Raw genomic sequence first — 20,332 nt, 5'->3', positions numbered from 1 at the left:
GCGCCTGTCTCCCGCTACCGTAAATTTGATCAAATTCTGGTGACACATGAAAATCGGCATCCTTCTGACTGGCCACGCGCCTGACGAGCTTGAACCGCACTACGGCAACTACATCGAGATGTTTAAGTCCTTGCTCTCGGGGCAGGAATTCGAATTTGCAGGCTACAAAGTGGTCGACGGAGAGTTTCCCGGGTCGGTGACCGACGCCGACGGCTGGCTCATCACCGGCTCCAAACACGGCGTCTACGAAGACCACGCCTGGATCCCACCACTGGAAGATTTCATCCGCGATGCCGTGACACAAAGCATCCCATTGGTTGGCGTGTGTTTTGGCCATCAGATCATCGCCCAAGCTCTTGGTGGAAAAGTGGAAAAATTTGACGGCGGCTGGGCTGTCGGACGTCAGAGTTACGACTTTTCCGGCACTGAAATTGCCATGAACGCCTGGCATCAGGACCAGGTCACAGAATTGCCACCCGGCGCCGTTGCGATCGCTTCCAATGATTTTTGCAAAAACGCAGCCATCCTCTACGGCGACCGCGCCATCACCGTTCAAGCGCATCCGGAGTTTTCCGCCGACTTTGTCGACGGCCTGATCAACACCCGCGGTCGCGGTGTTGTGCCAGACGACATCCTCGACGCCGCCATCGACGACCTCGATGAACCCACAAACAGTCAAACCATTGCAGATCAATTTGCAGACTTCTTCCGACAGGAGCGCCCCCGATGACCGCCCCCAAAACCGATTGGCTATCAAAGACCCCTGACGCCGCCCGCGCCTATTTGGAGGGCCACCGTCTCGACGAAGTAGAATGCATCATCTCCGATCTTCCGGGGATTGCCCGCGGCAAGGCCGTGCCGGCCACCAAATTTGCCCGCCAAGAATATTTCCACCTCCCGGATTCGATCTTTTATCAAACCCTAACAGGTGGTTGGGGCGAAGCGGCAGGTGACGAAGGCTTTATCGAAAAAGACATGATCCTGCGCCCGGATTGGAGCACGGCCACCGCCGCGCCCTGGACCGCCGATTGGACGCTTCAGGTCATTCACGACGCTTATAATCTGGACGGATCGCCGGTCGAGTTTTCGCCGCGAAATGTCCTCAAACGGGTGATCCAGCTCTACCGTGACAAAGGCTGGGAGCCAATTGTGGCTCCGGAAATCGAGTTTTTTCTGGTGGCCCGTAACACCGATCCACGTCAGGAAATCAAACCGATGATGGGCCGCTCCGGCCGTCCAGCGGCCGCGCGTCAGGCGTATTCCATGACAGCCGTCGATGAATTTGGCCCGGTTATTGACGACATCTACGACTTTGCCGAGGCCCAAGGCTTTGAGATCGACGGTATCACCCAAGAGGGTGGCGCCGGCCAACTTGAAATCAACATGGTCCACGGCGACCCATTGAAGCTGGCGGATGAGGTTTTCTACTTCAAACGCTTTATCCGCGAAGCCGCGCTGCGCCACGATTGCTACGCCACCTTCATGGCCAAACCCATCGAGGACGAACCCGGCTCTGCCATGCACATTCACCATTCGATCCTTGATATCGAAACCGGGCAAAACATCTTCTCCGGCCCGCAAGGCGGCGAAACGGATGCGTTTTTCCACTTCATTGCCGGCCTGCAAAATCACCTGCCCGCCGCAATTGCCGTGATGGCGCCCTATGTGAACTCCTACCGTCGATACGTGCGCGATCACGCAGCCCCGATCAATCTGGAATGGGCGCGAGACAACCGCACCACCGGCATCCGCATCCCAATTTCCTCGCCGCAAGCCCGCCGCGTGGAAAATCGCATCGCCGGTATGGACTGCAACCCATACCTCGGCATCGCGGCCTCTCTGGCCTGTGGTTACCTTGGCCTCTTGGAACAGGAACGCCCGGACAAACAGTTCAAGGGCGACGCTTATGATGGTGAAGAAGCCATTCCCCGTATTCTTGGTGGCGCACTGGATCTGTTTGATGAGGCCAAAGACCTGCACGAAGTGCTTGGACCGGATTTTGCACGGGTCTATTCCATTGTGAAACGCGCGGAATACGAAGAGTTCCTGTCGGTGATCTCCCCATGGGAACGCGAGCACCTATTGCTCAACGTGTGACAGCCAAACGGTTGGCCCCTGGCCAACCTGCTGCCTCCGGCGGGGAAATTTATGGAAAGTGAATACAAGGGGACATCATGAACCTGCTCGATGCTAATGATCGCAAGGGTCACTATCCAGACAGCTGGTACGCGGCCACCGCGCAACCACTTGCGCCTTTTGCCCCGTTGGAAGGCGCACGCACAGCTGACGTCTGTGTAATTGGGGGCGGTTTCACAGGTCTCTCCACTGCGTTGCATCTGGCGGAACGCGGCTTTGATGTGGTCTTGTTGGAAGCACATCGCGTGGGCTTTGGTGCTTCAGGGCGCAACGGTGGACAGCTCGGCTCTGGTCAGCGCATGGAGCAGGACGGGCTTGAAAAACTTGTTGGGCAAGATGACGCGGAAAAGCTCTGGCATTTGGCTGAGGATTCCAAAGATCTCGTCAAAGACTTGATCGCAAAGCACAATATCAACTGCCACTACAAACCCGGCATTGCCCACGCCTGTTTCTCCGCCAAAGAAGTGCGCGAAGAACAGGACTATACGCACCACCTGCAAACCCGCTACGGATACAACCAGATCGAAACGCTGGACCGGGACTCACTGCAGGCGATCTGCCCTTCTCCCAAATACGTAGGCGGCAGTCTGGACATGGGCGCCGGCCACCTGCATCCGTTGGCATTTGCTTTGGGGTTGGCTGAAGCCGCCGCAGCAGCCGGGGCAACCATCCATGAAACCTCGCGCGTGACCCAAATTGAGCGTGGGGCCAAAGTCACTGTGAAAACAGACGGCGGACAAGTCACGGCCGACCATCTTGTGCTGGCCTGCAATGGCTATCTTGGCGATCTTGAGCCCAAAGTCGCGGGCCGTGTCATGCCGATCAACAACTTCATCGCCGCAACCGAACCTTTGGGCGATGATGTGGCGAAGGTTTTGGCACGCGATGTGGCCGTGGCCGACACAAAATTTGTCATCAACTACTTCCGGCTCAGCCATGACAACCGGCTCTTGTTTGGCGGCGGCGAAAGCTATGGCTACACCTTCCCGTCTGACATAGCTGCCACCGTGCGCAAGCCGATGGTCGAGATTTTCCCCCATCTCAAGGATATTGGCATCGACTACGCTTGGGGCGGAACCTTGGCGATCACCATGAAGCGTATGCCGTATTTGCGCCGTCTGGCCTCCAATGTGATCACCGCCTCTGGCTATTCCGGTCACGGCGTCGGCACTGCCACGCACGCAGGACAGCTCATCGCCTTGGCGCTTTCGGGCGAGGCCGAGGGCTTTGACACGATGGCGCGTGTGCCAGCATCTCCTTTCCCCGGCGGTCCCCGCATGCGCAGCCCGCTGCTGGCACTTGCCATGACTTGGTATGCCCTGCGCGACCGGCTTGGCGTCTAGAAAAACCGCGACATTTTTTCATCGACCTGTCACGCAAAAACGCGTGTTTGCGCTTCCCTGCGTCCGCTCTTTGTTTTATGTTTTCGAAAACACAACTTAAGAAAGTTGAAAACCATGGCATTGCCTCCCAATGTGTATGACGCCGAGCCTATTCCCGCCGCCGCCCGCGAAGAAATCGAACGCCTTTTGGAATCCGGTGACCTGTTCCGCTACACAGCCGCAGAAAATGCACCTGTTGCCCTGCTGGAATCCGAATTTGCAGCGATGTTGGGCAGCAAATACGCTTTGGCTGTCTCCTCCTGCTCTGCTGCGCTGTTCCTGTCTCTAAAGGCGCTGGACTTACCGCGTGATGCGCGCGTGCTGTTGCCAGGTTTCACTTTCGCTGCAGTGCCCTCGTCTGTTGTGCACGCTGATCTGGTGCCGGTGCTCTGTGAAGTGGGAGACAACTACCGCATTGATTTGACTGACTTTGAAGCGCGCCTGGACGACAATATCTCCGCCGTGATCATCAGCCACATGCGCGGCCACACCTCTGACATGGATGCCATCATGGCGCTGTGTGAGGCGCGCAACATTCCGGTGATCGAAGACGCCGCCCACAGCCTTGGCACCACATGGCATGGCCGCAATATCGGTACCATCGGTCATGTTGGCTGCTTTTCCTTTCAGTCCTACAAGCTGATCAATGCTGGCGAAGGTGGCATCATGGTGTCTGATGACGCCGATCTGATTGCCCGCGCAGTCATCATGTCTGGCGCCTATGAGCACAACTGGAGAAAGCACAAAGCGCCCGAAGGCGACAACACTGGCGCGTTGGAAGCAGCCTTTGCTCGCTGGCAGAACCAACTGCCGCTCTACAACCTGCGGCTCTCCAACCTTTCCGCAGCAATCATCCGTCCGCAATTGGCTGAGGTGCCGCGTCGCGTGCGTGATGGGCGTGCTAACCATGACTACGTCGCGGACAAATTGAATGCTTCCCCGTGGTTGCAAGTGCCAGAGAAGCTGGCGGCGGAAGACCGTGCACCAGATTCAATCCAATTCAACCTCGAAGGCTTGGACAACACCCAAATCCTGGCTTTCCAGGACGCCGCCAATGCGCGCGGTGTAAAGGTGCAGGTCTTTGGCCAATCCACTGACAACGCCCGCGCCTTTTGGAACTGGCAGTTTGTGCCAGAGAAACAAGAGCTTCCGCAAACACGAGCCATGTTGATGGCCGCCTGTGACGTGCGCCTGCCAGCCCGCCTGAAACGCGACGAGCTTGACCTGATTGCCGGCGCCCTCACCGGAGCCGCTGAAGACGTTATGGGCGCGGTCAAAGCTTACGGCACCTAATTAATCACTCCAATTTTATGGAGAAGCGGGTCCTCGTGGCCCGCTTTTCTGTGTCCGGCCCAAACCGCCCCCTAGCTTTCCGCCTTTGGCTTTCTATATGCTGAAAACCTTGTGAGAGCCGGAGCGCGCCATGATCCCCTATTCCCTGCTTGACCTGTCGCCGATTCCCGATGGCGGCAGTGCGTCGGATGCACTGCACAACTCGCTGGATCTGGCGAGACATGCTGAGCAATGGGGTTTCACCCGCTATTGGGTTGCGGAGCATCACAACATGCCGGGTATTGCTTCCTCTGCCACCGCCGTCCTGATTGGACAAATCCTGGCCGCCACAAAAGCCATGCGGGTGGGCTCTGGCGGTATCATGTTGCCTAACCATCCGCCTTTGGTTGTCGCAGAACAGTTTGGCACCCTGGCAACGCTTTATCCGGACCGGGTTGATCTTGGTCTTGGCCGTGCCCCCGGCACCGATATGAAAACCGCCGCTGCCCTGCGGCGCGGCATGGCCGGGGCTGACCGTTTCCCACACGATGTGGTTGAACTCATTGAGTTATTCCAAAAATCAAAGGGAGATCAACCGGTCCGAGCCATTCCAGGCGAAGGCACCAGAGTGCCAATTTGGGTCCTTGGATCCAGCTTGTTTGGCGCACAATTGGCGGCACAACTCGGCCTGCCTTACGCTTTTGCCTCCCATTTTGCCCCGGATGCGCTGGAAGAGGCCGCTGCGTTGTACCGCCACAGGTTCACCGCCGGCGAAACATCCAAACCACGTTTTATGATAGCCGCCAATGTCTTTGTGGCTGACACAGAGGAGGAAGCACGCCGGTTGCGCACCTCGCCACAACAAGGATTCCTCAACCTGCGCAAGGGCACGCCAGGCCCCCTTCCCACACCCGTCGATACATTCGAAGACGTCGCCAGCCCCGCAGAGGCGCGGCTGGTGAATGCGGCGCTCCGCGTGACAGCTGTTGGCACCAAAGCCACCGTGGCTGCTCAACTGCGCGACATGATCGACCGCTATCAACCGGATGAGATCATGTTGACCGGCATGATCCATGATCATCAAGCCCGGCTAAAATCTTTCAAGATGGCCGCGGAAGTCATGCAGGAGTTGGCGGTCTAAACGCCGCCAGAAACGTTTAGTACTTGAGCAGATATAGACGTTTCACCGCAGCACCAAAGGTTGCTCCATCCATCGGCGCAACGCCTGTGTGGTCAACTCCGGTTGTTCCAGCGTCGGGAGATGCCCGGCACCGGGAATAACCTCCAACTCCGCATAGGGGATCAGCTCGGCCATAAAACTGTGCCGCTTCACCGGCGTCAGCCCGTCGTGTTCACCACACAATACCAAAGCGGGACATTTGCACCGCCGTAATGCGCCCTGCTGATCAGGACGTCGTTGCAATGCCCGCGCCTGACGCACCAACACCTCCGGCCCAAGACTGCGCCCCATCTCCAACACTTTGGCCATCACTTCGTTGCGCTGAACCGTGGGCGCCAGATACTCCGGCCGCATAAACTCGGCCAAAACCTCATCCAAACGCCCGGCGCGCGCGCCAACTATCAACGGCTCATAACTCGCCGCACTGGCCGGGGTTTCCGCCAAAGGGTTTGTGTCCATAAACGCGACACGGGTGATGCGGTCCGGTATTTTGCGCAGCAACTCCATCGCAACAATGCCACCCATGCTCAGACCAGCGAGGGCAAACTTCGGTGGCAAATGCGGGATCAAAGACGAGGCAATTTCGCTGATCCGCTCGCCTTGTGTGATCGGTGCCACCGTCACCAAATGATCTTTCGACAAATCCGCGACCTGATGCGCAAACAATCGCGCATCACACATCATCCCCGGCAGCAGAACGATAGGCTCCTGCATGCTCTACCCCTTATTTACTCTTTTTGTTGTGAGTAACTGTGACAGAGCGGGCCATCAGGTCAAGCCGTCCTGTCACAAACCGTCAATATCCGCCCCAACGAAACGCGCCATCTTCGCCAAGCGGCGAATAGGGATTAAACGCCACCTCCCAGACATGTCCGTCCGGATCACAAAAATACCCGATATACCCGCCCCAAAAGATCTCACCGGCAGGCTTCAAAATCCGCCCCCCGGCCTGCACCGCCAGCTCCAGCACCGGTGCAACCTCTTCTTTGGTGGCCACATTGTAGGCCAATGTCATGCCCGAAAAGCCACCAATGGCGTCTTCAGGAATGCCCAAGTCCTCAGCCAGCATCGCCTTAGAATACAACCCTAAGGTCTGGCCAATCAGATTGTAGGCCACAACCTCTTCTGGGTCATCGGGGCCGGTAGCGCGTTGCCAGCCAAGCGCATCGTAAAACCGTGCGGAAGCCTGCACATCTTTGACAGCCAGAGTAATCAAACTCACCCGCTGCCCCACCCCATCACCACTTGAACTCATCGCGTCAATCCATTGACAAAATTTGTAAAAAATTCAATCGCACGTTCATTTTCGGCAGGGGAGCGAATGTCTCCTGCAATCACATGCTCCTGAGGATCTGCCCCCGCCATCGGTTGTTGAATTTGCACCGTGGCTTCCCGTCCCCAGCGTGTCGCCACGTCCTGTGTGCGAGCTGCCTCTACAACTTGATCGCCTTCGGAGAACCAAAATAACGCGGGCACCAGCGCCTTCCCATGATCTTTCTTAGACACCGCTTTCACCAACGCCGCCATCTGCATGACGGCCACTGTTGGATATTCATGCGTCCAATAGGTCGCGTGGGCCTCGTTTGCCGGCTCAAAGGAACGATCCTTGCCGGCCACGACAGGCACCCAATAACGCGCGGCAGGCCAGGTCAGCAATTTGGCTGCAGGCGCTCTGATCCCAAAATTCGGGGACACAAAGATCATGCCTGCTACACCTGCCATAACGTCGGGCTGATCAGCCAACGCCGCCATTACAGTGCCTCCGGTAGATGTGCCCATCACCACCACGACGTCGCCAATACGGCGCGCCACGTTTAGGGCTTCTGCCACATCATTGACCCAGCCTTGCGCAGTGGCCTCTGCCAATGCCACCCCATCACGCCCGTGCCCTTGAAGCCGTGTGTAAACCAAGTTCGCGCCAAGCGCCTCGGCTACGCGATCAGGCACCGGACGGATTTCTTCAGAGGTGGCCGAAAACCCATGCACATAGACCAGTACCACAGGCGTCTTTTCACCGCGCTCTGAATGCCAAACGACCCGCTTCTCCGTGCCCGTCGTGATGTCCTCAAACCGCGCTTCCTGCGCAGCGAAGTACGCATCCACGTCGGAGCCGATGTCGGCATCCTGCACAGTGGGCGTCAAGGAAATTTGTTCATAGGGGCCAAAAACAAACGCCGCCCCCACGCACAAGACCACAACCAGAAGCAACCGGCCTAAAAAGCGCCCAAATGTCCTCATTGTGAAACTAGAGGGGCCAAAATCACCTCCTCAACCTTACTTTCGATCAATTTTAGACAAATTGTATCAGAGAAGCGATGGTCCTTTCCTTTGACCATAAGCAGCTGAATGTCTTCACCTTCCGCGTGATCGAGCAAGCGATAGGCCACGGAACTGTCTACCGCCGTGTCTTCTGTGCCTTGCAGGAATCGCACCGGGAAGGGCAGCGTCAAAGTGGTACGCAGCACCAGCCGGTCGCGACCATCCTCAATCATGCGCCTGGTGATGATGTAGGGCTCCATATAGTCAGACGGCAAAGCCACCTGCCCTTCCGCTTCAAGCTGCGCTTTCTGCTCCGGCGTGAAACCTGCCCAATAGCTGTCTTCGGTGAAATCCGGCGCGGCGGCAATGGTCACCATTCCGGCAATGCGCTCCGGCATCGCCTTGGCCAACAACAGCGCCTGCCAACCTCCCATCGACGACCCTACCACAATCAATGGCCCATCTGTCAAAGCATTGAGCGCCGCAACCGTGTCTTCGTGCCAATCTCCTATACAGCCGTCCTCAAACGCGCCATCACTTTCACCATGCCCGGAGTAGTCAAACCGCAAAAACTTCTGCCCCCGCGCCTGCGCCCAGGCCTCCAGATGCACCGCCTTAGTGCCTTCCATGTCAGATTTCAGCCCACCTAGGAAAACCACCGTTGGGCCTGTGTCGCCGCTTTTGTGATAGGCAATGCGCCGCCCTTGCGGCGTGTCAAAAAACTGCGTGACGCTCATGGCTTATTGTTTCTCCCTAATTTGATCTGACCTTAACCCTCTGCGCAGACGGGATAAACCCCGCTTGACTTGCCTCTTCCCAAGGTTCATGAAAGCGCCGAACCATATACCCGCAACCGGGCGTTCCGTGGGCGCCAAACTGACGAGGAGCTTGAGGCTAATGGCCGAAATTTCCCTTACTTTTCCTGATGGTAACGCACGTTCTTACGAGAGCGGCACAACCCCTCTTGAGGTCGCATCGTCGATCTCGACTTCCCTTGGCAAAAAGGCCATTTCCGCAACTGTGGATGGCCAGCACTGGGACCTGCAATGGCCGATTGAAGCGGACGCGTCCATTGCGATCAACACCCTCAAAGACAGCGACGCAGAAGCGCTCGAGCTGATCCGGCACGACTGCGCCCACATCATGGCGCGCGCGGTGCAGGAAATCTGGCCCGATGTGAAAGTCACCATTGGCCCAGTGATCCAAAACGGCTGGTACTATGACTTTGATCGTGAAGAGCCTTTTACACCCGAAGATCTCAGCCGCATCGAAAAGAAGATGAAAGAGATCATCAACAAACGTGAGCCCGTGACCACCGAGGTCTGGGATCGTGACCGCGCGGTGAAGTTCTACGAGGCCAACAACGAGCCATATAAGGTAGAGCTGATCGATGCCATTCCCGGGGACGAGCCGCTACGCATGTATTGGCACGGCCATTGGCAAGACCTCTGCCGCGGTCCGCATTTGCAACACACCGGTCAGGTGCCAGCCGACGGCTTCAAACTCATGTCCGTGGCGGGCGCTTACTGGCGCGGCGACAGCGACCGCGCGATGCTACAGCGTATCTACGGTGTCGCCTTCAGGAACAAAGAAGACCTAAAAGCCCACCTGCACATGCTGGAAGAGGCCGAGAAACGCGACCACCGCAAGCTGGGCCGAGAAATGAACCTGTTCCACATGCAAGAAGAGGCCCCGGGTCAAATCTTCTGGCACCCCAACGGCTGGCGCATCTACACCACCTTGCAAGACTACATGCGCCGCAAGCAAGAAGTCGGCGGCTATGTTGAGGTGAACACACCTCAAGTGGTCGACCGCAAGCTTTGGGAAGCCTCCGGGCACTGGGACAAGTACCAGGAAAACATGTTCATCGTGGAAGTGGACGAAGACCACGCCCGCGAAAAGGCTGTGAACGCGCTTAAGCCAATGAACTGTCCGTGCCACGTGCAGGTGTTCAACCAAGGCCTGAAGTCTTACCGCGACCTGCCATTGCGCATGGCGGAGTTTGGCTCCTGCGCCCGTTATGAACCGTCCGGTGCCCTGCATGGCATCATGCGCGTGCGCGGCTTTACCCAGGACGATGGCCACATCTTCTGTGCCGAGGATCAGATCACTTCGGAAACCAAGAAGTTCATCGACTTCCTGTCCGAGATCTATTCCGACCTCGGCTTCACCGATTGGACCATCAAGCTCTCCACCCGTCCGGAGAAGCGGATTGGTTCAGACGAAAGCTGGGATTACGCGGAGAAAGCTCTGGGCGACGCCTGTAATGCGGCGGGCCACCAGTTCGAGATCCTCGAAGGCGAAGGTGCGTTCTACGGGCCTAAGCTTGAATTCACCCTGACCGACGCCATTGGCCGGAACTGGCAATGTGGCACGCTTCAGGTGGACCCAAACCTACCAGAGCGACTGGACGCAACCTACATTGGCGCGGATGGCGAAAAGCACCGCCCGATCATGTTGCACCGTGCTACTCTGGGCTCGTTTGAACGCTTCATCGGCATCTTGATCGAAGAACACGCCGGCAAACTGCCGTTCTGGCTGGCCCCGCGTCAGGTGGTTGTGGCCGCCATTGTGTCAGACGCAGATGATTACTGTCTCGAAGTGGTCGAAGCGCTGAAAGCCACTGGCGTGCGTGCCGAGGCCGATTTGCGCAACGAAAAGATCAACTACAAAGTCCGCGAACACTCTGTGGGCAAAGTGCCGGTGATCTTGGCGATTGGTAAGAAAGAGGTGGAAGAGCGCACGGTCTCCACCCGCCGCCTTGGCGAAAAGCAAAGCAAAGTCCAGTCTTTGGACGAAATCGTGAGCCAATTGTCACAAGAGGCAACCCCGCCCGATTTGGCTTAACGGCTTTTGCAACATTTCATCAGGCGCGTTACGGGAAACCGGACGCGCCTGTTTCAATTTTGAAGGAAAACTAACCTTCCAGCGCTGGAATCTTCACGAAACCGTCACGCCATCTAACGCGTCTGTGACACACAGCCCCGTGATTGGCCTTTGAGCGTGCCCTCCCCCTAATCTCTACTCATGCCACCGAGCAAACGATCACACACAGGTCAGCAAGGCGGCCGAGTTTTAGACATTCACAAGGGAAGAGAACCAATGTCCAACACCGTAAAAACCCTCGCAGTAGCAAGCGCCGTAGCAGCAGCCCTGTCCGCACACGCCACCACCGCAGTGGCCGCTGAAAAAGAGAAGTGCTACGGCGTTTCCCTCGCAGGTCAGAACGACTGCGCCGCAGGCCCAGGCACCACATGCGCCGGTACTTCCACTACTGACTACCAGGGCAACGCCTGGAAACTGGTTGACGCAGGCACCTGTGCTTCCATGGAACTGCCAGCAATGGCAGACGGCAAAGCCCGCATGGGTTCTCTGGAAGCGCTGGATCGCGACCTGCCAAAGTCCTAATCCGGACATTCGAAGCCCCGGCACGCCGGGGCTTCACCTAACCTCCCCAAATCACACAAAAAATGCCATACTACCCCTGAGTATCTGTTCGTTTTTCCCAACGCTTCTGTTTCAGGACCCTAAACTATGACCCAACCTCTCAAAACACTCCCCCTCCTAAGCGCCGTTGCCACCGCGCTGGCCTTGCAGGCCGCCCCAGCTGACGCAGCCAAAAAGGAGAAGTGTTTTGGCATAGCCAAAGCGGGTGAAAACGGATGTGCCGCAGGCCCCGGCACCACCTGTGCTGGCACCTCCACCGTTGATTACCAAGGCAACGCCTGGAGTCTTGTGGAGTCAGGTACATGTCTCGACATCGAACTGCCCGCCATGGCGGACGGCACCCCGCGTACCCCATCGCTTGAGGCCCTGCCTCGCGACGTACCATCTTAAGGATCACGCAGATGTATGATGCGCCCCCCTCCCCCAAAGGCCTGCCCAACCTGCCCGGTATTGGCTACAAGCCACAGCATTACAGCGACCTGATCGACACTCCTGGCGCCGTCGGCTGGCTGGAAGTCCATGCGGAAAACTACATGGGCGACGGCGGCCGACCCATTGCTCAGTTGCGTCAACTCACGGAACGCTTTCCAATCTCCGTTCACGGCGTTGGACTGTCGATCGGGGGCGAAGGCCGTCTCGATCCGGAACATCTCGCACGACTGAAACATCTGGTTGGCTGGCTCAACCCAACCGTGTTTTCCGAACATCTCGCATGGAGCACCCATGACGGCGTTTTCCTCAACGACCTGCTGCCGTTGCCTTATACCGAAGACACGATATCCCGTGTCAGCGACCACATTGATGAGCTGCAAAACACCATTGGCCGTCAGATGATGCTGGAAAACCCGTCAAGCTACCTGGCCTTTGACGAGAGTACTTGGTCGGAACCGGATTTCTTGCGCGAAGTTGCCAAACGCTCCGGCTGTGGACTTTTGCTTGACGTCAACAACGTCTTTGTTTCCGCCACCAACCTAGACTACGACCCCAAACAATACATCGCCGACTATCCGCTTGAACATGTCGGCGAAATTCACCTCGGCGGCCATGACGAAGACGAGGATGACCATGGCAAACCGCTGCTGATCGACAGCCACGGCGCGCCGGTTGTGGATCCTGTCTGGGCCTTGCTGGATCACACTCTATCCCTGTCCGGTCCCCGCCCAATTCTAATCGAATGGGACACCGATGTGCCGGAGTGGCCCATCCTGCATGCCGAGGCAGAACGCGCCGACACCGCACTGTCAAAGGTGACGGCATGACCGTCACCCAGACCACGTTCCGCAGCGCCATTTTGGACAGCCAACAAGATCGCCCTTTGGGCCTATCAGACGCCGAAGGCCGTCCTGCTGGACGCCGCTTTGACGTCTATCGCAACAACGTCGCTGTCTCGCTAACCGACGCCTTGGCCACAGGCTTTCCAACCATCGCGAAACTCATTGGCGAGGAAAACTTCAACGCCATCGCGGGCATCTTTCTGCGCCAATCGCCTCCTGCGTCGCCCTTGATGATGCACTACGGCGCGGGTTTCCCAGACTTCCTGCGCGGCTTCGAACCTCTCGCACATCTCGGTTATCTCGGCGACGTAGCTGACCTCGAACTCGCCCTGCGCCAAAGCTACCACGCCGCCGATGCAACTCCCATCGCGCCCAATGCACTGGCAGAAGTACCGCCGGAACAGCTTGGCGAAGTGACCGTCACCTTTGCGCCGTCGGTAAGCGTCTTTCAGTCGCCGTGGCCTTTGCACGCCATATGGGCGTTCAACATGCAAGATGGCCCCAAACCCGATGCTGTTGCCCAAGACGTGATTGTCTTGCGCCCTGAATTTGACCCCATGCCCCATGCTCTGCCGGCGGGCGGCTTGGACTGCGTCAAAAGCCTGATGTCCGGCGATACACTTGGCATCGCTGCGACCAAAGCCGCCGAGGCCAATGACACCTTCGACTTAGGCGCACTCCTTACTTTACTTTTGTCGGGTAATGCCCTGACTTCCCTAACTATTTCGACATAACCGGAGGTCTCTATGTCCAATCTCATTTCCCTCTATCAAGACCTCATCGATCGTTTGAACCGTCTCGATTGGCTTGTTCCTACACTGGCGCGCCTGACCTTCCTGATGGTGTTGTTCTTCTACTTCTGGAACTCCGCCATGTTAAAAATTGACGGATCAATCTTCTCCCCCTCGGCCGGCGCCTTTGGCCAGATCTTCCCAAAGGCCGCTGAAGCGGTGGTTTGGGACGTGACGCAGATGACCTTCTTCCAACGCATTGTGATCCTGGCTGGCACCGTTGCAGAGTTTGTGCTTCCGGTTCTGATCCTGCTTGGCCTGCTGACACGTTTGGCCGCCATTGGCATGATTGGATTTGTCGCGGTGCAAACCATTGTGGACGTCACCGGCCACGGTGTGGCGCTTGGCTCTCTGTTTGACAGCGCCCAGGCCCTGATTGATCAGCGCATGATGTGGGTGTTCCTCTTTGCGGTACTGGTCGTGAAAGGCGCAGGTCCCTTTTCTCTGGACGCCCTCTTCAAACGGCGTGAAACCGTTTAACTCAGCATCCTACAAAGCAAAAACCCGCGCCTTTTTAGGCGCGGGTTTCGTTTATGTAAGGGCCGCTTGCGTGTCTTTGCCCCAGCCCAAATAGAGAGCCCCATCGTGCTCAATCAACGGCCGCTTCATTAAGGTTGGATGCGCGGAGATCAGCTCTAAAACCGGTTTTTTCCGGTCTTCCTCACTCAAAGTTCGCCATGTGGTTGAGCGCGTGTTTGCCAGCGCGGCGCCAAACTGCTCAAAGGCGGCATTTAACACTGTTTCCGGCACGCCGTCCGCCCGCACATCCACAAACTCCGCACCCTCCAATGATTTCAGTGCCTTACGGCACGTATCGCAGTTTTTTAGCCCATACAGCGTTGTCATTTCTCGCCCTTTCTTCGGTTTAGAAGAAGGCATAAAGCAACTGTTTTCAAAATTCACGGCGGTTTTTCTTGATTTTTCTGGGAGCCGTGCAATCCTCTAGGTGGTGCAATTTTTCGTGCCTCTGAAGACGTGCTTTCAGATTTTGTGTTTTTTGCGCCACCGGGCCCCAGCCCGGATTGACTAAAAGTGAATATAGAGGAGAACGGTATGCCACGCGGTACCGTAAAGTGGTTTAACACCACAAAAGGCTTTGGGTTCATTGAACCGGAAGAAGGCGGAAAGGACGTTTTTGTCCATATTTCCGTTGTTGAACGGTCGGGCCTCAAAGGCTTGACTGACAATCAAAAAGTTGAATTTGAAATGACCCAAGGCCGAGACGGCCGCGATATGGCGGGTGAGCTCAAAGTTCTATCATAAGATAGGGGCGCCATTCCGCGCCCCGATCTGCAACAAACGCGCGCCCCATCGGCGCGCGTTTCGTTTCGCAATGCGGGCTTAAGAGCAGCCCTTGGAACCCGGAGGGCAGCTCATGCTGTAGCTGCGCTTACGGGTGCCGCCAGCGTTGTAATACACTTCACCGGTGTTTGGATTGCCACAGCAAATCACGCCACCCATGGTCACCGGCTGCAAGCCGCTGGGGCAAAAATTCGCAGAGGCAGGATACGGATGCATCAACATGCCCTCGGGCTGGTTCACAGGGCCAATCACCGGCGCATTGCTGCTCCAGGTTTGCGCCGATACGGGCGCGGCTACGGTCAAGGTCAATGCGGCAACAAGAATGGAAAAACACTTCATAGGGCCCAAGCTCCAATGGCTGAAACAACGTGGTTAACTTCTGCTAACCTACTGCCAAGACGGGGAAACTGTCAATTTGGGCCTGAAAAACAATGTGTTTCACTGCGTTTCTGGCAAGATCAACGCCGCAAATACTCACAAACTTCGCACTTCGGACCGTCCCCCGGCAACACCCGCGACGAGGCCAATCGCCACTGTGCAAGGTCCACCTCAGGGAAAAATGTATCCGCATCCGGCACATCCATATCCACCTCGGAAATCAGCAGCCGATCCGCCAAAGGCAACATCTCGGAATAGATGCCAAATCCGCCAATGCCATAGACCCGGTGATAGCCTTCCGCATAAGCCAGCTTCACCGCCTCCGTCACGCTTGGCACCACAACATCCGCCGCATCACTTTGAGTCGACACAACAATGTTAAACCGCCGCGGTAATGGCTTCTTCGGTAAGCTCACCCATGTTGCGCGGCCCATGATGATCGCCCCGCCCAACGTTTCCCGCTGAAACGTCTTCAAATCTTCTGGCAAAAACCAGGGAATATCGCCGTCCCGACCAATCGCCCCGTTGCGCGCCCGTCCTACAACCAATGAAATCATGATTACACCGCCACCGGTGCTTTGATGCCCGGATCAGGCTCATATCCGACAAACTCAAAGTCGTCATATTCAAAGTCAAAGAGGGAGCTCACATCGCGCTTCAACCGCAGCTCAGGCAAGGCTTTTGGGGTGCGCGACAACTGTAAATTCACCTGTTCCAAGTGGTTGGAGTAGATATGCGCATCGCCAATTGAGTGCACAAAATCCCCGACCTCATACCCGGTCACATGCGCCAGCATCACCTGCAACAGCGCATAAGACGCGATGTTGAATGGCACGCCTAGGAACATATCCGCACTGCGCTGATACAGCTGCAGGTGCAATTTCCCGTTGATGATCCGCACCTGCCACATCGTATGACACGGCGGCAGCGCCATATTTGGCACGTCGCCTGGGTTCCAAGCGGACACAATCAAACGACGGCTGTCAGGCGAGGTTTTGATCATCTCCACCAGGTTGGCAATTTGATCCACGCCCTTTTTCACAAACAGCGGTTCGCCCTCATGGGCGATGCCAGAGGCCTGCAATGTTGGAAATGCCCGCCACTGATAGCCATACACCGGCCCAAGATCGCCGTTCTCATCTGCCCACTCGTCCCAGATCGAAACCCCATTGTCTTTCAGGTATTTGATGTTGGTGTCGCCGGACAGGAACCACAGCAGCTCATGTATGATCGAGCGCAGGTGCAGTTTCTTGGTGGTGACCAAAGGAAAGCCGTCAGACAAGCGATAACGCGACTGCATGCCGAAGTAGGAAATGGTGCCGGTACCAGTGCGGTCGGTGGACTCTTCGCCCTGGTCCAGAATGGTGCGAAGCGCGTCATGATACTGCTGCAAGGTCTGCTCTACCTTATTGTTCTTATGGTCCCTACATGGTGCCGCAACCGCGCGTCAGTTTCAATCCAGTTCCATGGCAAACTATCTTCCAAAATTGGCGCCACCCTCCCCCAAACCAGTCACAGTCATGCGACCGTCGAATTCGCGCTGGATTCTCCGCCGCACTCCGTGCTTTGATAGCGCCAACACCAAAAAGGGAAAATGTAGATGCACGTGAAATACCTGCACACAATGGTCCGCGTCGCGGATCTGGAAGCCTCCATGGCGTTTTATGCGCTGTTTGGCCTCAAAGAAATCAAACGCTATGACAGCGAAGAAGGCCGCTTCTCGCTGGTTTATCTGGCCGCAGACGGCGACCATGATGCGCCGCTGGAGCTGACGCACAACTGGGACGGTGACGAGGGTCTGCCCTCTGACAGCCGCCACTTCGGCCACCTCGCCTATGAGGTTGGCAACATCTACGAGATGTGCCAGCACCTCGCCGACAATGGCGTGGTAATCAACCGCCCACCGCGTGATGGCCGCATGGCTTTTGTGCGCTCACCCGACAACATTTCAATTGAGCTGCTCCAGCAAGGCGAAGCCCTTGCACCCGCTGAGCCTTGGGCCAGCATGGAGAGCACCGGTCACTGGTGATCCGCCGCGCGGCCTCTGTCGCGCTTTTGGGGATGGCCCTCTGGGCCTCCCCTATCTCCACTGCGGCCAACACCGCACCTGTGTGCCGCATCGCTCTTCTGCTTGCGCTGGATGTCAGCTCCTCAGTGGATGCCCATGAAGACATGTTGCAACGCCGCGGGCTGGCTGCGGCCCTCACCGCACCGGAGGTACAAGCCGCCTTTCTGAATGCTCCCCAATCGGTGGCCTTTTCGGTCTATGAATGGAGTGGACGCGCCCAGCATCATACCTTGTTGGACTGGACCGTCATCGACAGCCGTCAGACCCTTTTGGAAAGCGCGGCAAAACTGGCCCTCTCTAAACGCTCAACCACCGAGTTCCCTACCGCTTTGGGCCATGCCGTCGGCCATGCCGCCCGCCTGTTCCGGGACGCGCCAAAGTGCGATGTACACGTCCTCGACGTGAGTGGAGATGGCGAGAACAACGACGGCTTTACCCCCAAACAGGCTTACGATGCCTTCCCCTTGGACGGTGTAATTGTAAACGCCCTCGCCATTGAAACCTTTGGCGAAAAAGCTGCCGACCTCGCCGCCCAACCGGGAGACATGGTGGCCTATTACAAACGCGAGTTGATCCGTGGCCCCTCTGCTTTTGTAGAAGTCGCTGATGGGTTTGACGATTTTGAGAATGCCATGCGCCGCAAGCTGTCTCGCGAACTCTCTGTCACGGTTCTGGGCCAATTGGATTTGCACCCTTGAGCGCTCCAAATTTGGGCAGTCTCTCGGCTGTTATGCTGATCGCACTGACATCGGTGGCGCAGGCCAGCTGTCGTCAAGCATTGGCGCTTGGCTTGGACGTGTCTGGCTCGGTGAACGAAACTGAATATAGCATGCAACTCAACGGCCTGGCTTCCGCTCTTGAAAACCCAAATGTGGTGAACGCGCTGCTGCAACCTGGCGCTGCGCCGGTGTATATTTCGGTCTATGAATGGAGCGGTCCTGTCCACCAAAACCTAATTGCGCCCTGGTTGCCAATCACCTCTCAGGCAGCGCTCTCCAATTTGATCACGACCTTGCGCCACCACGCGCGCCCCAAAATGGATGTGTCCACCGGCCTTGGCCCCGCCATGTTATTTGGTGCGGAGCTTTTGCACGCCCAACCCGACTGCTGGCGCCGGACTCTGGACATCTCCGGCGATGGCATCGCCAACACAGGGCCGCTTCCACGCGACATTTCCCTGCCTGACCAAATCACGGTCAATGCGCTGGTCATTGGGCCCGGAAGCACCCGCCCGCTAGGCGAGTCTCAGGAAGAAACCACCGGCCTCGTCGCCTATTTTGAGGCTCGCGTGATCTGGGGCGCAGACGCATTTGTCGAAGTGGCCCATGGGTTTGCAGACTACGAAGCCGCCATGACCCGCAAGTTATTGCGCGAGCTGGAGGGCCTTTCGCTGGTGCACGCACGATAGTCAGCCGCGTATGACAAAAAACCAACGCGTCGCCAAATTGAACACCGAGAATAGTGAAAGCGCGCCGTGCCTTTCTAGGCTGACGCGCAAAAGCCGCGGATTCCCCGTTCTAGGGTGCCCGGGTATTTAATAGATGTAGCGGATCTGGTCGGTCCAATACCGTTCCACACGACGCAGCGCGTGGGTGATCTGCTCGATGCCGTCTTCGCCCAGCACACCTTTGGCCTGAAGACCTTCGGCATGACGTGCAAACAGCTTGGAAATCACATCGCGGATTTCGCGACCTTTGTCGGTCAACTTCACCCGCACAGAACGGCGGTCAATTTCACAACGCTGATGATGCATGTAACCCGCATCGACCAGCTTCTTCAGATTGTAGCTCACATTAGAGCCTTGGTAGTAACCACGGGTCTTCAATTCCCCAGCGGTCACTTCATTGTCGCCAATATTGAACAGCAACAGTGCCTGTACCGCGTTGATTTCGATAACCCCAACACGCTCAAATTCGTCTTTAATCACATCCAGCAACAGCCGGTGCAGGCGCTCGACAAGCGCCAGTGAGTCCAAATAGTCAGTCATGAACGACTGCTCTGGCCCACTTTCCATTGGTGAATGAAAGCTCATTCTAGTTCTCCGTCAGCTTTGTCTAGCAAACAGATTGGCCGAAAAAGCCCAACAAGAGGTTAAACCGCCCAAAAGACGTCACAAATTCGCGTCAATTTGGGCCACTGATGGCTGTGGAAATATCCAAAATCATCGCTGCGAATTGCGCCGGAGCTGGTTTTTGCCCCGTAACCCATTGATATAAGTCCTGATCATTCTCGTGCAGCAAAGCATCATAAAGATCCAGCGTGGCCGCATCCATGTCGGACAAATTGTCCGCCGCATAGCGCTCCAGAATAATGTCCATTTCTTTGATCCCGCGCCGCATAGAGCGCATCTGCATGCGTTTCAGGCGATTCTCACGGGTCTCATTGGCCGGATTCGGAGCGGGTTTGGGGATGTCCATTGTCTTCACACCTTATTGCGCAGCGCTTTTTCCAAGCGCGCAAGCTTTTCTAGGTCATTTTTCATGCGGCTGCGGATCACCCGGATCTCTTGCACAATTGCCAAAAGGTCGGAATCCGCAGTTTCTTCCTCACCCGGCATCTCCACGCCATCGCCATCACCAGTCAAAAGCCAACCAACGGACACATTCAACAGACCCGCCATCATCGACAGCCGGTTGGCACGTGGCTCGCTCAGGTCGCCTTCCCAATTGGACAGGGTGCTGCGTTTGATCCCCAGCCGCTTGGCCAGTTCCCCTTGTTTCAGCCCCGCCGCGTCGCGCGCCGCCGCCAGGCGATCGCCAAAGGTCGCCACATCCTCACCGTACCAGCCTTCGTCGGTCAGCGGTTCTACTTGGTCCTGTGACATCTACATTCCTTTGGTTTCT

At 56.8% G+C, this 20,332-nt stretch carries 26 protein-coding genes; 15 read left to right on the top strand and 11 right to left on the bottom strand.

What is annotated here, in order from left to right; translation table 11 throughout:
* Positions 1–46: 46 nt before the first annotated feature.
* The 5 genes from JXR15_RS10115 (at position 47) to JXR15_RS10095 (ending at position 5,931) form a co-directional block, all read left to right on the top strand.
* On the top strand, positions 47–730 hold the full coding sequence (locus tag JXR15_RS10115; protein ID WP_422053108.1) for a type 1 glutamine amidotransferase: 684 nt from the start codon (positions 47–49) through the stop codon (positions 728–730).
* Positions 727–2,097 carry a glutamine synthetase family protein gene (locus tag JXR15_RS10110; RefSeq protein ID WP_422053107.1) on the top strand — a complete coding sequence of 457 codons (1,371 nt, stop codon included), beginning with the start codon at positions 727–729 and terminating at the stop codon, positions 2,095–2,097. Before JXR15_RS10115 ends, JXR15_RS10110 begins: the two co-directional genes overlap by 4 nt.
* Before the next feature lie 77 nt (positions 2,098–2,174).
* Complete coding sequence (locus JXR15_RS10105) at positions 2,175–3,479, top strand: NAD(P)/FAD-dependent oxidoreductase (protein ID WP_422053106.1); 1,305 nt, start codon at positions 2,175–2,177, stop codon at positions 3,477–3,479.
* 114 nt (positions 3,480–3,593) lie between these two features.
* The gene (locus tag JXR15_RS10100) at positions 3,594–4,811 is read left to right on the top strand and encodes a DegT/DnrJ/EryC1/StrS family aminotransferase (protein ID WP_422053105.1); all 1,218 of its coding nucleotides are present in this window, start codon (positions 3,594–3,596) and stop codon (positions 4,809–4,811) included.
* A 130-nt stretch (positions 4,812–4,941) separates the two neighbouring features.
* Complete coding sequence (locus JXR15_RS10095) at positions 4,942–5,931, top strand: LLM class flavin-dependent oxidoreductase (protein ID WP_422053104.1); 990 nt, start codon at positions 4,942–4,944, stop codon at positions 5,929–5,931.
* 42 nt (positions 5,932–5,973) lie between these two features.
* Here the strand turns inward: JXR15_RS10095 and JXR15_RS10090 are convergent, their stop codons facing one another.
* From JXR15_RS10090 to JXR15_RS10075, 4 genes are all read right to left on the bottom strand, one after another.
* Positions 5,974–6,684: an alpha/beta fold hydrolase gene (locus tag JXR15_RS10090; protein ID WP_422053103.1), complete on the bottom strand. Its 711-nt coding sequence runs from the start codon at positions 6,682–6,684 to the stop codon at positions 5,974–5,976.
* 82 nt (positions 6,685–6,766) lie between these two features.
* Entirely contained in the window at positions 6,767–7,225 is a 459-nt protein-coding gene (locus JXR15_RS10085) for a VOC family protein (protein WP_422053102.1), read from the bottom strand.
* Complete coding sequence (locus tag JXR15_RS10080; protein WP_422053101.1) at positions 7,222–8,112, bottom strand: alpha/beta hydrolase; 891 nt, start codon at positions 8,110–8,112, stop codon at positions 7,222–7,224. Before JXR15_RS10080 ends, JXR15_RS10085 begins: the two co-directional genes overlap by 4 nt.
* A gap of 92 nt (positions 8,113–8,204) precedes the next feature.
* On the bottom strand, positions 8,205–8,966 hold the full coding sequence (locus tag JXR15_RS10075; RefSeq protein ID WP_422053100.1) for an alpha/beta fold hydrolase: 762 nt from the start codon (positions 8,964–8,966) through the stop codon (positions 8,205–8,207).
* Between the two features lie 160 nt (positions 8,967–9,126).
* On the opposite strand from JXR15_RS10075, the gene thrS reads away from it, so the two are divergent.
* From thrS to JXR15_RS10045, 6 genes are all read left to right on the top strand, one after another.
* Positions 9,127–11,076: a threonine--tRNA ligase gene (thrS, locus tag JXR15_RS10070; RefSeq protein WP_422053099.1), complete on the top strand. Its 1,950-nt coding sequence runs from the start codon at positions 9,127–9,129 to the stop codon at positions 11,074–11,076.
* A 255-nt stretch (positions 11,077–11,331) separates the two neighbouring features.
* On the top strand, positions 11,332–11,637 hold the full coding sequence (locus JXR15_RS10065) for a DUF2282 domain-containing protein (protein ID WP_299419799.1): 306 nt from the start codon (positions 11,332–11,334) through the stop codon (positions 11,635–11,637).
* 126 nt (positions 11,638–11,763) lie between these two features.
* Positions 11,764–12,066 carry a DUF2282 domain-containing protein gene (locus JXR15_RS10060; protein WP_422053098.1) on the top strand — a complete coding sequence of 101 codons (303 nt, stop codon included), beginning with the start codon at positions 11,764–11,766 and terminating at the stop codon, positions 12,064–12,066.
* 11 nt (positions 12,067–12,077) lie between these two features.
* Positions 12,078–12,935 (top strand): DUF692 domain-containing protein, encoded by an 858-nt coding sequence (locus JXR15_RS10055; RefSeq protein WP_422053097.1) that lies wholly within the window; start codon positions 12,078–12,080, stop codon positions 12,933–12,935.
* A complete protein-coding gene (locus JXR15_RS10050; RefSeq protein WP_422053096.1) occupies positions 12,932–13,684 on the top strand; it encodes a putative DNA-binding domain-containing protein in 753 nt (250 codons plus the stop codon). Before JXR15_RS10055 ends, JXR15_RS10050 begins: the two co-directional genes overlap by 4 nt.
* A gap of 12 nt (positions 13,685–13,696) precedes the next feature.
* Positions 13,697–14,221, top strand: coding sequence for a DoxX family membrane protein (locus JXR15_RS10045; protein ID WP_422053095.1), 525 nt, complete (start codon positions 13,697–13,699; stop codon positions 14,219–14,221).
* 51 nt (positions 14,222–14,272) lie between these two features.
* Here the strand turns inward: JXR15_RS10045 and JXR15_RS10040 are convergent, their stop codons facing one another.
* Positions 14,273–14,587, bottom strand: coding sequence for an ArsC/Spx/MgsR family protein (locus JXR15_RS10040; protein WP_422053094.1), 315 nt, complete (start codon positions 14,585–14,587; stop codon positions 14,273–14,275).
* Between the two features lie 207 nt (positions 14,588–14,794).
* On the opposite strand from JXR15_RS10040, the gene JXR15_RS10035 reads away from it, so the two are divergent.
* Positions 14,795–15,004 carry a cold-shock protein gene (locus JXR15_RS10035; RefSeq protein ID WP_422053092.1) on the top strand — a complete coding sequence of 70 codons (210 nt, stop codon included), beginning with the start codon at positions 14,795–14,797 and terminating at the stop codon, positions 15,002–15,004.
* 78 nt (positions 15,005–15,082) lie between these two features.
* Here the strand turns inward: JXR15_RS10035 and JXR15_RS10030 are convergent, their stop codons facing one another.
* The 3 genes from JXR15_RS10030 to JXR15_RS10020 all read right to left on the bottom strand — a co-directional run bounded on the left by JXR15_RS10030 (position 15,083) and on the right by JXR15_RS10020 (position 16,814).
* Positions 15,083–15,382 carry a hypothetical protein gene (locus tag JXR15_RS10030; RefSeq protein ID WP_422053091.1) on the bottom strand — a complete coding sequence of 100 codons (300 nt, stop codon included), beginning with the start codon at positions 15,380–15,382 and terminating at the stop codon, positions 15,083–15,085.
* A 119-nt stretch (positions 15,383–15,501) separates the two neighbouring features.
* A complete protein-coding gene (locus tag JXR15_RS10025) occupies positions 15,502–15,978 on the bottom strand; it encodes a dihydrofolate reductase (RefSeq protein WP_422053090.1) in 477 nt (158 codons plus the stop codon).
* Between the two features lie 2 nt (positions 15,979–15,980).
* The gene (locus JXR15_RS10020; RefSeq protein ID WP_422053089.1) at positions 15,981–16,814 is read right to left on the bottom strand and encodes a thymidylate synthase; all 834 of its coding nucleotides are present in this window, start codon (positions 16,812–16,814) and stop codon (positions 15,981–15,983) included.
* Positions 16,815–17,021: 207 nt separating this feature from the next.
* Between JXR15_RS10020 and JXR15_RS10015 the strand changes: the two genes are divergently transcribed.
* From JXR15_RS10015 to JXR15_RS10005, 3 genes are read left to right on the top strand one after another with little or no spacing between them, the layout of a single operon-like run.
* Complete coding sequence (locus tag JXR15_RS10015) at positions 17,022–17,450, top strand: VOC family protein (protein ID WP_422053088.1); 429 nt, start codon at positions 17,022–17,024, stop codon at positions 17,448–17,450.
* On the top strand, positions 17,447–18,187 hold the full coding sequence (locus JXR15_RS10010; protein WP_422053087.1) for a DUF1194 domain-containing protein: 741 nt from the start codon (positions 17,447–17,449) through the stop codon (positions 18,185–18,187). The genes JXR15_RS10015 and JXR15_RS10010 overlap by 4 nt, the downstream gene beginning before the upstream one ends.
* The gene (locus JXR15_RS10005) at positions 18,184–18,897 is read left to right on the top strand and encodes a DUF1194 domain-containing protein (protein ID WP_422053086.1); all 714 of its coding nucleotides are present in this window, start codon (positions 18,184–18,186) and stop codon (positions 18,895–18,897) included. The genes JXR15_RS10010 and JXR15_RS10005 overlap by 4 nt, the downstream gene beginning before the upstream one ends.
* 126 nt (positions 18,898–19,023) lie before the next feature.
* Here JXR15_RS10005 and JXR15_RS10000 read toward each other — a convergent pair whose 3' ends face one another.
* From JXR15_RS10000 to JXR15_RS09990, 3 genes are all read right to left on the bottom strand, one after another.
* On the bottom strand, positions 19,024–19,521 hold the full coding sequence (locus JXR15_RS10000; protein ID WP_422053085.1) for a MarR family winged helix-turn-helix transcriptional regulator: 498 nt from the start codon (positions 19,519–19,521) through the stop codon (positions 19,024–19,026).
* Between the two features lie 91 nt (positions 19,522–19,612).
* Complete coding sequence (locus tag JXR15_RS09995) at positions 19,613–19,906, bottom strand: succinate dehydrogenase assembly factor 2 (protein WP_422053084.1); 294 nt, start codon at positions 19,904–19,906, stop codon at positions 19,613–19,615.
* A 5-nt stretch (positions 19,907–19,911) separates the two neighbouring features.
* Complete coding sequence (locus JXR15_RS09990) at positions 19,912–20,313, bottom strand: helix-turn-helix domain-containing protein (protein ID WP_422053083.1); 402 nt, start codon at positions 20,311–20,313, stop codon at positions 19,912–19,914.
* Between the last annotated feature and the right edge of the window lie 19 nt (positions 20,314–20,332).

Origin of the sequence: Shimia sp. (genome assembly GCF_049116215.1) — a bacterium.
Lineage (GTDB): Bacteria > Pseudomonadota > Alphaproteobacteria > Rhodobacterales > Rhodobacteraceae > Shimia.
Note: the sequence above shows the minus strand (reverse complement) of the source record. Positions and strands in the feature narration are given on the sequence as shown.